Source organism: Terracoccus luteus (genome assembly GCF_003635045.1).
GTDB classification, from domain to species: domain Bacteria; phylum Actinomycetota; class Actinomycetes; order Actinomycetales; family Dermatophilaceae; genus Terracoccus; species Terracoccus luteus.
In genome coordinates this window covers 2154888-2168333 of sequence record NZ_RBXT01000001.1, presented here as the reverse complement: position 1 = coordinate 2168333, position 13446 = coordinate 2154888, and the positions used below count along the sequence as shown (strand labels likewise).

Below are 13446 nucleotides of genomic sequence, written 5' to 3'. Positions count from 1 at the left end.
TTGCAAGTATCTTGACGTCAAGATAAATTGCCGGGCATGGAGATGTCGCTGCACCACGTCCAGCTGTCGGGCCCGTCCGGGTGCGAGGACGACGCCCGGGCGTTCTGGGTCGGCTTCCTCGGCCTCGTCGAGGTGCCCAAGCCCGAGGCGCTGCGGGCCCGCGGCGGGGCCTGGTTCCGTGCCGAGGGCGGCCTCGAGGTGCACGTCGGCATCGAGGCCGACTTCCGACCCGCCGCCAAGGCCCACCCGGGCATCGCGGTCGTCGACGTCGAGGCCCTGTCACGCGCCGTGGCGGATGCCGGCCGGCCCGTCACGTGGGACGAGAACGTCCCGGGGCTGCGGCGGTTCCACACCACCGACCCGATGGGCAACCGGCTGGAGTTCCAGCAGCGGTCCGCCCCCGGTGGCCGGTCGTGACGCGCGTGACGCGAGGGCGTCAGGGCTCGCGTGACTCCAGGGGCGCCAGCATCGAACGCAGCAGCGTCGCCAGCAGCGACTGGTCGGAGGGGGAGAGCTGTGAGAGCAGCGACTTCTCCTGCTCGATGAGGTCGGCCATCGCCGCGTCGACGATGTCGCGCCCGGCGGGTGTCAGGCGCACGAGCACGCCGCGACGGTCGCCCGGGTCGGGGCGACGCTCGACGAACCCGCTCCGCTCGAGCCGGTCGACCCGGTTGGTCATCGTGCCCGACGTGACGAGCGTCTGCTGCACGAGCGCGCCGGGCGAGAGCTCGTACGGCTCGCCGGCCCGTCGCAGGGCCGAGAGCACGTCGAAGGCCCACCCCTCGAGCAGGTGCTCGGCAAAGGCCGACCCGCGGGCGAGGTCGAGCCGCCGGGCCAGGCGCGACACCCGGGACAGCACCTCGAGCGGGGTCACGTCGAGGTCGGGGCGCTCGCGGCGCCACGCGGCCACCACGGCGTCGACGTCGTCGGCCGGCTCGGTCATGAGCACGATCCTAGAACCCATCAAGAGTCTTGACGTCGAAAGAACAGGTGACACCGGTGGATGCTGACCAGACAGCAGGCGCACGACCGCTGACGGCCCCGACGGCCTCGGCGTGGGACCCGGCCCAGTACGCCCACTTCGGCGACCACCGCAGCCGCCCCTTCCACGAGCTCGTCGCCCGCGCGGCGCGCGTCGCGACGACCGAGCCCCGGCTCGTCGTCGACCTCGGCTGCGGACCGGGCGAGCTCACGCTCACCCTGGCGGACCGGTGGCCGGGGGCGCGGGTGGTGGGCGTCGACAGCTCGCCCGAGATGCTCGACCGCGCCCGGGAGCAGGACCGCGACGGCCGGGTCGAGTGGGTGCACTCCGGCGCCGAGGCCTGGGACCCCGCGGGCCACGGCGCGCCCGTCGACCTCCTCGTCTCGAACGCGACGCTCCAGTGGGTGCCGACTCACCTGCGCCTGCTGCCGGGCTGGGTCAGGGCCCTCGCCCCCGACGGCACCCTGGCGATGCAGGTGCCGTCGAACTTCGACGCGCCCTCGCACGCCCTCATGCGGGCCGTCGCCGCCCGGCATCCTCGGGCCGCCGACCTCGCCCCGGGCCTCGACCGCGCGTCGGGGACGGCGCAGCCCGAGACGTACGCATCGCTGCTGCTCGCGCTCACCCCGCACGTCGACGTGTGGCAGACGACGTACCTGCAGGTGCTCGACACGCCGGAGGACGGCACACACCCCGTGCTCGACTGGGTGCGGGGGACCGGACTGCGCCCGGTGCTCGGCGTGCTGACCGACCCGGCCGAGCGCGAGGCCTTCCTGGCCGACTACGCCGCCGAGCTCGAGCAGGCCTACCCGAGAAGGGATTTCGGCGTCATCTTCCCGTTCTCGCGCACCTTCGCGGTGGCCCGTCGGGCCGGCTCTTGACCCGGTCGAGTCTGACACCGGGGACGGTAAGGGCAGCCTCTCCTGTCTTGTCACACAAGGGAATCGGGTGCATGGTCGCTCCACAGAGCACTCTCGCGACAGCACTGCAGGAGGAACCATGCCCACCCTGAGCCTTCCCATCGTCAGCACGTGCAGCGTCAGCGGCTGCTCGTACAACCACGACCACGACTGCCAGGCCGGCGCCATCACGGTCACCGGTTCGGCCGCCTCCTGCGGCACCTACGTCGGCGGTGACGCCAAGGGCGGCGTCGACGGCGGCACGGCCATGGTCGGCGCCTGCCACCGCACCGAGTGCGTGCACAACGCCGACCTCGAGTGCTCGGCCGAGGACATCTCGGTGGGTGCCGGCAAGGACCCGGCCGACTGCCTCACCTTCTCGGCCGCCTGAGGGCGCCGACCGCTCACGGCGGGTCGTCGCCGCGGGCCTTCTCCTGCTCGACGACCTCGTGGAGGTCCTTGAGCCGGTGCCGCCCCTGCAGGGGGCGGGCCATGCGGTTGTTGCCCTCGAGGCGGTCGGCGTTGCGGTCGAGGTAGGCCCAGTAGCCGGCGGTGAAGGGGCAGGCGTCCTCACCGACCCGCTTCTTCGGGTCGTAGCGGCACCCGCCGCAGTAGTCGCTCATCCGGTCGATGTAGGCCCCGCCCGAGACGTAGGGCTTGGTCGCCATCGCGCCGCCGTCGGCGTGCTGGCTCATGCCGACGACGTTGGCCGGCATGACCCAGTCGTAGCCGTCGACGAAGCGGGTCTGGAACCACTCCGTCAGCTCGTCGGGGTCGTAGCCGCGCTGGGCGGCCCAGTTGCCGAGCACCATGAGCCGGGGGATGTGGTGCACCCAGCCCCGGTCGCGCACGCCGCCCAGCACGTCACCCAGGCACGCGGCATCCACGCTGTCGGCCTCGAGGTCGTCGAACCACGGGGGCAGCGACGTGCGCGCCGCCATGGTGTTGCGCCGGCGGTACGTGCGCCCGAAGTGCCAGTAGACGTGCCAGACGTACTCGCGCCAGCCGACGACCTGCCGCACGAAGCCCTCGACCGAGGCGAGGGGGGCGTCGCCGTCGGCGTGCGCCTGCACCGCGCGCTCGGCCACCTCGACGGGGCTGAGCAGGCCGAGGTTGAGGGGCACGGACAGCAGGCTGTGCGCCATCTCCCAGTCGCCCTTGAGCATGGCGTCCTCGTGCGGGCCGAACCCGGCCAGCCGCTCGGTGACGAAGCGCTCGAGCGCCGCGAGCGCCTCGCGGCGCGTCACGGCGAACAGGCGCGGCCCGTCGGCCCCGACCGTCTCGAGGCCCTCGTCGCGCTCCCAGCGGTCGAGGTCGTCGCGCACCTCGGCGTCGATGTCGTCCTCGCGGGGGCGGTAGGGCGCCGGCGCCCCGAGGGTCGCCCTGCCCTTGGGCGGGGGCTCGCGGTTCTCGTCGTCGTACGACCAGCGCCCGCCGACCGGGTCGGCGCCCTCCATGAGCAGGTCGAGGCGCAGGCGCTGGAAGCGGTAGAAGTCGTCCATGCGCAGCCGGCGCCGGTCGCCCGCCCACGTCGCGAACTCGTCCTTGCGCAGGCTGTAGCCGGGGGTCGGGTCGACCGACTCGACCTCGCCGCTCTCGAGCCGGCGGCGCACGAACGCATCCGCGGCGAACGACGTCGGCTCGTAGACGCGTACCGGCTCGCCGAGCTCGGCCAGGGCCTCGCCGTAGGTGTCGGCGCGCAGGTACACCGCCGAGTCGCCGAGGTCGGCGGCGCGGTGGCGCAGGGCCGACAGGATGAGGTGCAGCTTCTGCCGGTGGTAGCGGCGACGCCCGAGGGCGGAGCGGCTCTCGACGAGCAGGACGCCGGAGCGGCCGACGTCGAAGTGGGGGCCGAGCTGGTCGGCGAAGAGCCATCGTCGGGTCATCGGTGGGATCCTCCCTGGTCGACGGGGTCGTACCCGGGTGGGTGGGGCGGGGCGTCACGGATGCCGGTGGGCGCGGTCTGCGGGTCGGGCGCGGGGGTCCGGCGTGGTCGGCCGGTGCTCGCGCGAAAACTTTTCGAGAAAGTCGTCATCCGGCCGTCACGAAACCGGGGGCGGCTCGTCTTACTGGTACGGACGGTGCAGGCCGGTTGCTCGTGGAGGGGTGGCCCGCCCTGCACTCGTCCGCTGCGTTCGCCCTCCGAGTGATGGAGGGGATCACCCGGAGGGCGAACACAAGCGTCACACCTGTTCAGACTCAGGGCCGGCTCATCCGCGGGGGGAATCGCGGATTTGCTGGCCCTGAGTGCGTCCGACAGGACACACTGTCCTCGGCGAGTGCGCAGAGGGAGACGGCATTGTCTGCAGAAGCAGTGGTGTGGCCGGCGGGAGCCCTGGACGGGGCGACCGACGACGAGCTGTTGATGGGTGCACGGTCCGGAGCGGCTGACGCCTTCGGCGAGCTGTGGCGTCGCCACCTCGCGGTCGCGCTCTCCGTCGCCGGACGACACCGCGGGCGTGCCTCTGCCGAGGACATCGTCGCGGCCGCCGCCGTGCGCGTCTTCGGTCTGCTCCGCGAGGGCAAGGGTCCGGAGACGAACTTCCGCGCCTACTTCCTCTCGGCCGTGCGCAGCGTCGCCGTCGACCGGAGCCGTCAGGAGCTGCGCGAGGTGCCGGCCGACGACGACACGCTCGAGCGGCTGACCTCGGTCGAGTTCGACGTCGAGGACCTCGACCCGGGCCTCGTGCGCGAGGCCTTCCGTCGCCTGCCCGAGCACGACCAGCAGCTGCTGTGGCACACGACCGTCGAGGGCTCGGCCCCGCGCACCGTCGCGCCGCTGCTCGGCATCACTGCGAACACCGTCAGCGCCCGCGCCTCTCGCGCCCGAGACGGCCTCCGCGCCTACTACCTCGACGCCGTCGCCTCTCGCTCGTCGCGACTGGCCGACGACGAGGAGTGCCGCTGGGCCATCGACCACCTCGGTGCCCACGTGCAGGGCCGGCTGCGGGCCGGTCAGCGCCGCCGCATGGAGGCGCACCTGCTCGTCTGCCCGCTGACGACGCGCCTCGACGCCAGCCTGCGCGACCTCAACGTGCAGTTCGGTGCCTTCGTCGGGCCCATCGTGCTCATCGCGGCGTTCGCCACCCCGCAGCTGCTCGGCGGCTTCGGGGGCGGCGCGATCGCCGGCCTCGGTCTCGGTGCCGGTGGCGGCGCGGCGGGTGGCGTGGCCACGGGCGCTGCCGGCGCGGCCGGTGGCGCGGCCGTCGCCGGTGGGGCCGGAGCCGCTGGTGCCGGCGCCGCTGGTGCGGCCGGCTGCGCGGCCGGGGCTGCCGGCAGCACGGTGGCGGCGGGTGCCGGTGCGGCCGCCGGTGGTGCGGCAGGAGCCGCGGGTGCGGCCGGGGCCGCTGCCGCGAGCGGTGCGGTGGCCGCCGGCGCCGCCTCGGGAGGCCTGTGCGCCGCCGTCGGCGCGGGCTCCGCCCTGCTGCCGGTCGCCACGATCGCCGCTCCGGTCGCCGCCGCGGCCGCCTCGACGACGGTCGCCGCCTCCGCCGGCGCCGCCCTCACCCCGCTGGTCGCCGGGCTCGCGCTCGGGCTGGGGGTCGCCCCCAGTGCCGCCGCCGCCGAGGCCCCGACTGTCGCGTTCAGCGCGTCCCTGTCTCCTGCCGTCTCGCACTCGACCCCGGCCGCCCGCCCGGCCCCGTCCGCCCCGGCGCGGTCGTCGGCCGCCACGGGGACGTCCGCCGGTGGCGCCGTCCTCGGCGGAAGCGGTGGTGGCATCACCGTCATCTCGCCCGGCGCGCCCACCCTGCCCTCGGCCTTCGGCGGGGTCGCCGACGCCGGATCCGGCCTGAGCCCGGTCACCCTCCCGGTGCTCGGCGGTGGCCAGCCCATCACGACGCCTCCGCCGTTCGGCGGTGTCGTCCTCCCCGGTGGTTCGACCGGCTCGACCGACTCGGGCGTGGGCACCGCTCCCTCGACCGGCACGACGTCCGGTACGGGCGACACGACGTCCGGCACGGGCGACACGGCGACGGGGACTGTGACCGACTCCACCGACTCCACCGGCTCCACCGGGACGACGGGTGGCGCGACCAGCGGTACCTCCACGGGCTCGACCGGCGGCGGCACCGCCGCGTCGGGCGGGTCCACCGGGGACACGTCAACCGCACCGGTCACCGACCAGCCCGTCGTCGTCACGCCTCCGGTATCCGACCCGGTGCCCGCGGCGCCGTCCACCCCCGTCACGCCCGTCACGCCGACCACGCCGTCTGAACCCCCGGCGTCGACCCCCGACCCCGCGCCCGCGCCGCCGGTGCCCAGCCCTGTCGTCGCCGACCCGGCCCCGTCGGGGAGCGCATCGGGCGGCACCACGTCCGGCAGCACCACGTCCGGCAGCACCACGTCGGGCGGCTCGTCGACGTCGACCGGCGGGGGCAGCACCTCGTCCTTGCCGGCTGCCGACTCCGTGGCCGGTGGGTCGGGAAGCAGCACGCCTCGCGATGACGGCGCGACGTCCGGCACCGACAGCGCTCCCTCGTCGGACGACTCGGGAACGAAGGACTCCGGCACGAAGGACTCCGGCACGAAGGACTCCGGCACGAAGGACTCCGGCAGCACCGGCTCGGACAGCGCCGGCGCTGGTACGACGGACTCGACGAAGAGCGACTCGACGAAGACCGACTCGACCACGTCGGACTCCACCAAGAGCGCCTCGACGAAGACCGACTCGACCACGTCGGACTCCACCAAGAGCGACTCGACGAAGACGGACTCGACGAAGACCGACTCGACCACGTCGGACTCGACGGAGACCGACGCCCCCAAGACCGACTCGACCGCCACCGAAGGGGCGGCGACGACCGACCCGAGCGTCCCGGCATCCGACACCACCGACGACGCCGCAGACGCCCGCTGACCGGCGGCGCCTCAGCGCGTCGTCAGCAAGCGAGGGTGACGCTCCAGCCCGGCGAGGCCGTTCCAGGCGAGGTTGACGAGGTGGGCGGCCACCTGGTCCTTCTTGAACTTGCGCTGGTCGAGCCACCACTGACCGGTGAGGGCGACCATTCCGACGAGCATCTGCGCATGGATGGCGGCCGACTTCGTCTCGAGGTCACGCTGCTTGAACTCGGCCGCGAGCAGGTGCTCGACCTGGCCCGCGACCTCGCCGAGCACGCTCGACAGCGTGCCGGTCGACTGCCCGGTGGGGGAGTCGCGGGTGAGGATGCGGAACCCGTCGGTGTGCTGCTCGATGTAGTCGAGCAGGGCCAGCGTCGCGCGCTCGAGCAGGATCCGGGCGCTGTCGCCCTCCTGCAGCGCGTTGCCGATGCCGCCGAGCAGCATCTGGATCTCGCGGTCGACGACGACGGCGTAGAGGCCCTCCTTGCCGCCGAAGTGCTCGTAGACGACGGGCTTGCTCACCTTCGCGCTCGAGGCGACCTCCTCGACCGTCGTCGCCTCGAACCCCTTCTCGGCGAAGAGGCGTCGGCCGACGCTGATGAGCTGCTCACGCCGCTCGGGGCCCGTCATGCGGGTGCGGGAGCGGTCTGATCGGTCGGCACTCATCACCCCCATCATGACGCACGCGGTCGTGCCGCCGGTCATCCGACGGTCACGCCGGGGTCGTGACGGCGATCGCCGTGCCGGGCCCGCGCCCGGGCTGCACTACCCTGTGGTCGTCTCGCGGCGAGGGCCGCGGACGTTCCCCGGTTGGTCTGCCGGCAGGGCCCGCCTGACTTTGAATCAGGACAAGCGACGCAGGTTCGACTCCTGCCCGGGGAGCGCACGCGAGCCGCCCGGGCGGGACCCGGAGCGTCGTGAGTAGCATGACGGTCGCGCCACGACGCCCGGCGGGCGACGGGTGCCGCACCTGCACCGACACACCGAGGAGCTGCATCCCGTGAGTGATCTGCGGCCCGCCGCCGTGATCGTCCTCGCCGCGGGCGAGGGCACACGCATGAAGTCGAGCATCCCCAAGGTGCTGCACACGATCGGGGGTCGCAGCCTCGTCGGGCACGCCGTGCGCGCCGCCCGCGGCGTGCAGCCGCAGCACCTGGCCGTCGTCGTGCGTCACGAGCGCGACCAAGTGGCCCCCCACGTGCTCGGGCTCGACGCCGCGGTCGTCATCGCCGACCAGGACGCCGTCAAGGGGACCGGCCGCGCCGTCGAGTGCGGCCTCGAGGCCCTCCCGGCCGACCTCGCCGGCACCGTCGTCGTGACGATGGGCGACACGCCCCTGCTCACCGCCGAGACCCTGCTCGGGCTGGTCCGGGCGCACGAGGATGCCGGTGGGGCCGTCACGCTCGTCGCCTCCACCCCGCCCGACCCCACGGGCTACGGCCGGGTCGTGCGCGACGCCGAGGGCGGGGTGCAGGCCATCGTCGAGCAGAAGGACGCGAGCCCCGAGCAGCTGGCCCTGCGCGAGGTCAACAGCGGCATCTACGCCTTCGAGGCGGCGCTGCTGCGCGAGGCGCTCGCCGAGGTCGGCACCGACAACGCCCAGGGCGAGAAGTACCTCACCGACGTCGTCGCCATCGCCCGGGGCCGCGGCCGCCCGGTGCACGCCCACCTCGTCGCCGACCTGTGGCAGACCGAGGGCGTCAACGACAAGGTGCAGCTGGCCCGCCTCGGGGCCGAGCTCAACCGCCGCACGGTCGAGGCGGCGATGCGCGCCGGCGCGATCGTCGTCGACCCGGCGACGACGTGGCTCGACGCCGACGTCACCATCGGCCGGGACACCGTCGTGCACCCCGGCACCCAGATCCACGGGGCGAGCACCATCGGCAGCGACTGCGTCATCGGCCCCGACACGACCCTCACCGACGTCGAGGTCGGAGACGGTGCGTCGGTCGTGCGCACCCAGGCCGAGCTCGCGGTCGTCGGGCCCGGCGCCACCGTCGGCCCCTTCAGCTTTCTGCGCCCCGGCACCCGCCTGGGCGCCGGCGGCAAGATCGGGGGCTTCGTCGAGACGAAGAACGCCGTCATCGGCGACGGGGCCAAGGTGCCCCACCTGACCTACTGCGGCGACGCGATGATCGGGGCCGGGGCCAACATCGGCGCCGGCACGATCTTCGCCAACTACGACGGCGTGACGAAGGGCCGCACCGAGGTCGGGGCCCACGCCTTCGTCGGCAGCAACTCCGTCGTCGTCGCCCCCCGCACCATCGGGGCCGGCGCCTACGTCGCGGCGGGCTCGGCGGTCGTCAGCGACGTCGCTCCCGGCCAGCTCGGCGTGACCCGCGCCCAGCAGCGCAACGTCGACGGCTGGGTGGCGCGCCGCCGCGCCGGCACCGCGTCCGACACGGCCGCGCGCGAGGCGTCGGCGGACCCGGCCGCCGTCGACCCCCAGAGCACCGACACGGAGGGCGGCACCCGATGAGCGCCATCAACAAGACGACCGAGAAGCACCTGCTCGTCTTCTCCGGCCGGGCCCACCCGCAGCTCGCGCAGCAGGTCGCGGAGCAGCTCGGCACGAGCGTCGTGCCGACGAGCGCCTACGACTTCGCCAACGGCGAGATCTACGTGCGCTACGAGGAGTCGGTGCGCGGCAGCGACGCCTTCGTCATCCAGAGCCACACGGCGCCGATCAACGAGTGGATCATGGAGCAGCTCATCATGATCGACGCGCTGAAGCGGGCGTCCGCCAAGCGCATCACCGTCGTCCTGCCGTTCTACGGCTACGCCCGCCAGGACAAGAAGCACCGCGGTCGCGAGCCGATCTCGGCCCGCCTCATGGCCGACCTCTACAAGACGGCCGGCGCCAACCGGCTCATGACGATCGACCTGCACACCGCGCAGATCCAGGGCTTCTTCGACGGCCCCGTCGACCACCTCATGGCGCTGCCGATCCTCAGCGACTACGTCGCCAAGAAGTACGGTCACCTCGACCTCGCCGTCGTCTCCCCGGACGCCGGACGCATCAAGGTCGCCGAGGACTGGTCGACCCGCCTCGGCGGCGCGCCCCTCGCCTTCGTGCACAAGACCCGCGACATCAACCGGCCGAACGAGGTCGTCGCCAACCGGGTCGTCGGCGAGATCCGCGGCCGCGTCTGCGTGCTCGTCGACGACATGATCGACACGGCGGGCACCATCACGAAGGCGGCCGACGCCCTCATGGAGCAGGGCGCGGCGGGCGTCATCATCGCCGCCACCCACGCGATCCTGTCCGGCCCGGCGATCGACCGCCTCAAGGCGTGCCGGGTCGAGGAGGTCGTCGTCACCGACACCCTCCCGATCCCCGACGACCGTCGCTTCGACAAGCTGTCCGTGCTGCCGATCGCGCCGCTCATCTCGATGGCGATCCGCGAGGTGTTCGACGACGGCTCGGTCACGAGCCTCTTCGACGGCAGGGCCTGAACGACGCCCCCACGACGACAGGGCGCGGATGCCGGGAGGTGACCTCCCGGCATCCGCGCCCTTCGTACGTGGTGGGCGGGGGCCCTTCAGGCGCGGGTCACGCGGCGGGCGCGGGCGCCTGGGCGGGGTTGGCGGCGACGCGACCGGCGGTGCTCCACTCGGGGTTGCCGATGCTCGTCACCCACGCGGCGGCCTTGGCCTGGTCGCCCTTGGCGAAGCCGAGGCTCAGCATGAGCAGCAGCCGGGCCTTCTGCGGCAGCAGGTCCTCGCCGGCCACGACCGGCGGCGCGGTGCTGCCGTAGACCGAGCCGGAGCCGGTGCGGGTCGTGCTGACGAAGAGCACCCCGGCGGCGGCAGCGGCCGTGCGGGCGGCCGACTGGTCGGCGGAGACGCCGCCGGCGCCGGTGCCCGCGGTGACGATGCCCTTGACGCCCGCGGCCGCGAGGGCCGTGATGCCCTCGCCGCCCGCCTGCTGGTAGGCGTAGACGATCTCGGTGCGGGGGAGGTCGGTCGCCGGCAGCGTGGTGAGGTCGAACGGCGTGACCCACTTGGCCGGGTTGTTGCACATGGAGACGCGTGACGGGGCGCGGCCGACCTTGACGTTCGTGCCGTCGATCCAGCCGAGGACGCCGAGCTCGCGGGTCTGGAAGGTGTCCATGCGGTACGAGCTCGTCTTCGTCACGTCGCGGGCGGCGTGGAACTCGTCACCGAGCATGAGGACGGTGCCGAAGCACGACGTGGCGCGGCTGCCGGCGAGGGCGATGGCGTTGTAGAGGTTGGCGGGGCCGTCGGCGCCGATGACGCCGGGGCCGTCGACGCTGACCGCGGCGGTGGGGCGCATGGCCCCGGTCATGACGACCGGTTTGCGGCTGCGCACGGTGAGGTCGAGCCAGTAGGCGAACTCCTCCATCGTGTCGGTGCCGCTCGTCACGACGACGCCGTCGGAGGTCTCGAGGGCCTTGTCGACGGCGAGGGTCAGGGCGTGGAACTCGGCGACGGTGTAGCTGCCCGACCCCTTGTTGCCGAACTGGATCGTCTCGACGTCGGCGACGACACCGATCTCGGGCTGGAGCTTGGCGACGAGGTCGGCGATCGGGATCTGCCCGGCGCGGTAGTCGGTGAAGCTGCTGCGGCTCGTGGCGACGCCCGCGATGGTGCCGCCGGTGCCGATGACGGTGACATTCGGCTTGCCCGACGGCGGTGCGGCGGCCAGCGCCTGCTGGTACGCGGCGTTCGTGGCCAGCTCGGCGCTGGCGACGGTCGTGACCGGCGCGGCGGCGGCCGGGGCGGGCGCGGGGGCCGAGGCACCGGGGGAACCGGCCGACGAGCGGGTCAGGGTGACGGTCGCGACCGCCGTGGCGAGGGCGGTGGCGAGGCAGAGCACGACGACGAGGGCGACGGCGAGCGGCCGGCGGAGCGCCGGTGACGCGGGTGGGTACATGTGAGAGCTCCTGCGGGAGGGCCGGCCCGGGCGACGGAGGGCCGGTCAGGGGTTCGGCGCCGATCGGCGCCGACCCGAACCTCGCAGCCGCTCGTTGTGCGGGCGTTTCGCCCCGGTTACGACGCCGTCACCGCTCCGTCGGGAGTCGGTCCCGAGGCGGTCCCGAGCCGGTGGACGGTCGCTCAGGAGCCGGAGGCGCGCCGGGCGCGGTAGGCCGCGGTGTGGGCGCGCGCGGCGCAGCCCCCCTCGCAGAAGCGGCGCGAGCCGTTGCGGGAGAGGTCGACGACGACGTCGTCGCAGTCGTCGGCGTCGCACACGCGCAGCCGGTCCAGCCGACCGGCGCGCACGACGTCGACGAGGGCCATCGCGGCCTCGACCGCCATCCGCTGGGCCAGGGGGGCCTCGGCCGGGGTCGCGTGGATGTGCCAGCCAGAGTCGTCGTGCTCGACGAGCTGCGGCACGGCCTGAGCCTGGGCGAGCAGCTCGTTGACGACGGCCACGACGCCGGCTTCGTCGCGCTCCCACAGCTCGCGCAGGCGGGGCCGCAGCCCGCGCACCTCGGCGAGCTCGTCGGCGCTGCCGTCGATGCGGCCGGTCCAGCCCTGCCCCGAGACGAGCTCGCCCAGATCGTCGAGGGTGGTGAGGCGGTCGGGGTCGTCGTCGCCCGGCACCGAGCCCGGCATCGTGTTGACGAGCGCCGCGGTGCCGACGAGGACGACCTCCGTGTCATGGGTGAACATCGTGTTGACTCCTGACGTACGTCGGCGCTAGCGTCATGAGTGTACCGACTTTGGCTCCTGACACGAGAACGCGAGACGCTGATGACCGACCCCGTGACCGCTCCGGCAGCCGTCCCCGTGGGCACCCTGCCGGCCCCGGAGGTCGGCGCCGACCCGGCGACCCGTACCCAACGGCATCCGGCCGTCGGTCTCGTCGTCGCGCTCGTCTCGGCCGCCGCCTTCGGCACGTCCGGTGCGTTCGGCAAGTCGCTCATCGCCGGGGGCTGGTCGCCGGGCCTCGTCGTCACCCTGCGGATCACGGTCGCCGCCCTCGTCCTGCTCGTGCCGACGCTCGTGGCCTTGCGCGGTCGCTGGGGAGCGTTGCGGCGCAACGGGATCGCCGTCGTCGGCTATGGGCTGACCGGCGTCGCGGGGTGCCAGCTCGCCTACTTCAACGCCGTCACCCACCTCTCGGTCGGGGTGGCGCTGCTGCTCGAGTACCTCGCCCCCGTGCTCATCGTCGGCTGGCTCTGGCTGCGCCACCGGCAGCGCCCCCGCCGGCTCACCCTCGCCGGGATCGGGCTCGCCGTGGTCGGGCTGCTGCTCGTGCTCGACGTCGTCGGCGGCGCCAGCCTCGACCTCGTCGGCGTCCTCTGGGGCCTCGCCGCGGCGGTGTGCCTCGTCCTCTACTTCCTGCTCGCCGACCACGTCGACGACGACGTGCCCCCGATGGCCCTTGCCGGCGGTGGGCTCGTCGTCGGGGCCGTGGCCCTCTGGCTCGCCTCGGTCACCGGCGCGGTCGAGCTCGTGCGCGGCGCCTCCGAGGTCACGCTGGGCGGGCGGGTGCTGCCCTGGTGGGTGCCCCTGCTCGTCATCGCCGTCGTGGCAGCCGCCTTCGCCTACGTCACCGGCATCGCGGCCGTGCGGATGCTCGGGGCGAAGGTCGCCTCGTTCGTCGCCCTCACCGAGGTGCTCTTCGCCGTGCTCTTCGCGTGGCTCGTCCTCAGCGAGCTGCCCACCCCGGTGCAGCTCGTCGGTGGGGTGCTCATCGTCGGCGGCCTCGTCGCGGTGCGCGCCGACGCGGCCCGCGACCCCGGATGACCGATGTTC

12 protein-coding genes and 1 tRNA gene are annotated in these 13446 nt (G+C 73.7%); 8 read left to right on the top strand and 5 right to left on the bottom strand.

Annotated features, from left to right (window positions below):
• The first annotated feature begins 36 nt into the window (after positions 1-36).
• Positions 37-417 carry a VOC family protein gene (locus tag DFJ68_RS09815; protein WP_121032792.1) on the top strand — a complete coding sequence of 127 codons (381 nt, stop codon included), beginning with the start codon at positions 37-39 and terminating at the stop codon, positions 415-417.
• Between the two features lie 19 nt (positions 418-436).
• Here DFJ68_RS09815 and DFJ68_RS09810 read toward each other — a convergent pair whose 3' ends face one another.
• Positions 437-943 carry a MarR family winged helix-turn-helix transcriptional regulator gene (locus DFJ68_RS09810; protein ID WP_121032790.1) on the bottom strand — a complete coding sequence of 169 codons (507 nt, stop codon included), beginning with the start codon at positions 941-943 and terminating at the stop codon, positions 437-439.
• A gap of 56 nt (positions 944-999) precedes the next feature.
• On the opposite strand from DFJ68_RS09810, the gene DFJ68_RS09805 reads away from it, so the two are divergent.
• Both DFJ68_RS09805 and DFJ68_RS09800 read left to right on the top strand, forming a co-directional pair.
• Positions 1000-1863: a methyltransferase domain-containing protein gene (locus DFJ68_RS09805; protein ID WP_245963568.1), complete on the top strand. Its 864-nt coding sequence runs from the start codon at positions 1000-1002 to the stop codon at positions 1861-1863.
• A gap of 118 nt (positions 1864-1981) precedes the next feature.
• Complete coding sequence (locus DFJ68_RS09800; protein WP_121032787.1) at positions 1982-2272, top strand: DUF1540 domain-containing protein; 291 nt, start codon at positions 1982-1984, stop codon at positions 2270-2272.
• A 13-nt stretch (positions 2273-2285) separates the two neighbouring features.
• Here DFJ68_RS09800 and DFJ68_RS09795 read toward each other — a convergent pair whose 3' ends face one another.
• Positions 2286-3767, bottom strand: coding sequence for a cryptochrome/photolyase family protein (locus DFJ68_RS09795; protein WP_121032785.1), 1482 nt, complete (start codon positions 3765-3767; stop codon positions 2286-2288).
• A 479-nt stretch (positions 3768-4246) separates the two neighbouring features.
• Between DFJ68_RS09795 and DFJ68_RS09790 the strand changes: the two genes are divergently transcribed.
• On the top strand, positions 4247-6739 hold the full coding sequence (locus DFJ68_RS09790; RefSeq protein WP_170165740.1) for a sigma-70 family RNA polymerase sigma factor: 2493 nt from the start codon (positions 4247-4249) through the stop codon (positions 6737-6739).
• An 11-nt stretch (positions 6740-6750) separates the two neighbouring features.
• Here DFJ68_RS09790 and DFJ68_RS09785 read toward each other — a convergent pair whose 3' ends face one another.
• A complete protein-coding gene (locus DFJ68_RS09785; protein WP_372498838.1) occupies positions 6751-7386 on the bottom strand; it encodes a TetR family transcriptional regulator in 636 nt (211 codons plus the stop codon).
• Between the two features lie 137 nt (positions 7387-7523).
• Between DFJ68_RS09785 and DFJ68_RS09780 the strand changes: the two genes are divergently transcribed.
• From DFJ68_RS09780 to DFJ68_RS09770, 3 genes are all read left to right on the top strand, one after another.
• A tRNA-Gln gene (locus DFJ68_RS09780) sits at positions 7524-7602 on the top strand.
• Positions 7603-7720: 118 nt separating this feature from the next.
• A complete protein-coding gene (gene glmU, locus DFJ68_RS09775; RefSeq protein WP_121035262.1) occupies positions 7721-9199 on the top strand; it encodes a bifunctional UDP-N-acetylglucosamine diphosphorylase/glucosamine-1-phosphate N-acetyltransferase GlmU in 1479 nt (492 codons plus the stop codon).
• A complete protein-coding gene (locus tag DFJ68_RS09770; protein WP_121032781.1) occupies positions 9196-10176 on the top strand; it encodes a ribose-phosphate diphosphokinase in 981 nt (326 codons plus the stop codon). Before glmU ends, DFJ68_RS09770 begins: the two co-directional genes overlap by 4 nt.
• 97 nt (positions 10177-10273) lie before the next feature.
• Here the strand turns inward: DFJ68_RS09770 and DFJ68_RS09765 are convergent, their stop codons facing one another.
• Entirely contained in the window at positions 10274-11617 is a 1344-nt protein-coding gene (locus DFJ68_RS09765; protein WP_121032779.1) for an asparaginase, read from the bottom strand.
• A gap of 182 nt (positions 11618-11799) precedes the next feature.
• Positions 11800-12357, bottom strand: a complete 558-nt coding sequence (locus DFJ68_RS09760; RefSeq protein WP_121032776.1) for a CGNR zinc finger domain-containing protein — start codon at positions 12355-12357, stop codon at positions 11800-11802.
• An 81-nt stretch (positions 12358-12438) separates the two neighbouring features.
• On the opposite strand from DFJ68_RS09760, the gene DFJ68_RS09755 reads away from it, so the two are divergent.
• Complete coding sequence (locus DFJ68_RS09755) at positions 12439-13437, top strand: EamA family transporter (RefSeq protein WP_121032774.1); 999 nt, start codon at positions 12439-12441, stop codon at positions 13435-13437.
• The last annotated feature ends 9 nt before the right edge of the window (positions 13438-13446 follow it).

Excerpts from the sequence above, each read along its gene's own strand:
- DFJ68_RS09770 (WP_121032781.1), top strand. The coding sequence starts at position 9,196 with ATGAGCGCCATCAACAAGACGACCGAGAAGCACCTGCTCGTCTTCTCC.
- DFJ68_RS09795 (WP_121032785.1), bottom strand. The coding sequence starts at position 3,767 with ATGACCCGACGATGGCTCTTCGCCGACCAGCTCGGCCCCCACTTCGAC.
- DFJ68_RS09815 (WP_121032792.1), top strand. The coding sequence starts at position 37 with ATGGAGATGTCGCTGCACCACGTCCAGCTGTCGGGCCCGTCCGGGTGC.
- DFJ68_RS09800 (WP_121032787.1), top strand. The coding sequence starts at position 1,982 with ATGCCCACCCTGAGCCTTCCCATCGTCAGCACGTGCAGCGTCAGCGGC.
- DFJ68_RS09810 (WP_121032790.1), bottom strand. The coding sequence starts at position 943 with ATGACCGAGCCGGCCGACGACGTCGACGCCGTGGTGGCCGCGTGGCGC.
- DFJ68_RS09755 (WP_121032774.1), top strand. The coding sequence starts at position 12,439 with ATGACCGACCCCGTGACCGCTCCGGCAGCCGTCCCCGTGGGCACCCTG.
- DFJ68_RS09760 (WP_121032776.1), bottom strand. The coding sequence starts at position 12,357 with ATGTTCACCCATGACACGGAGGTCGTCCTCGTCGGCACCGCGGCGCTC.
- DFJ68_RS09790 (WP_170165740.1), top strand. The coding sequence starts at position 4,247 with ATGGGTGCACGGTCCGGAGCGGCTGACGCCTTCGGCGAGCTGTGGCGT.
- DFJ68_RS09785 (WP_372498838.1), bottom strand. The coding sequence starts at position 7,386 with ATGAGTGCCGACCGATCAGACCGCTCCCGCACCCGCATGACGGGCCCC.
- DFJ68_RS09765 (WP_121032779.1), bottom strand. The coding sequence starts at position 11,617 with ATGTACCCACCCGCGTCACCGGCGCTCCGCCGGCCGCTCGCCGTCGCC.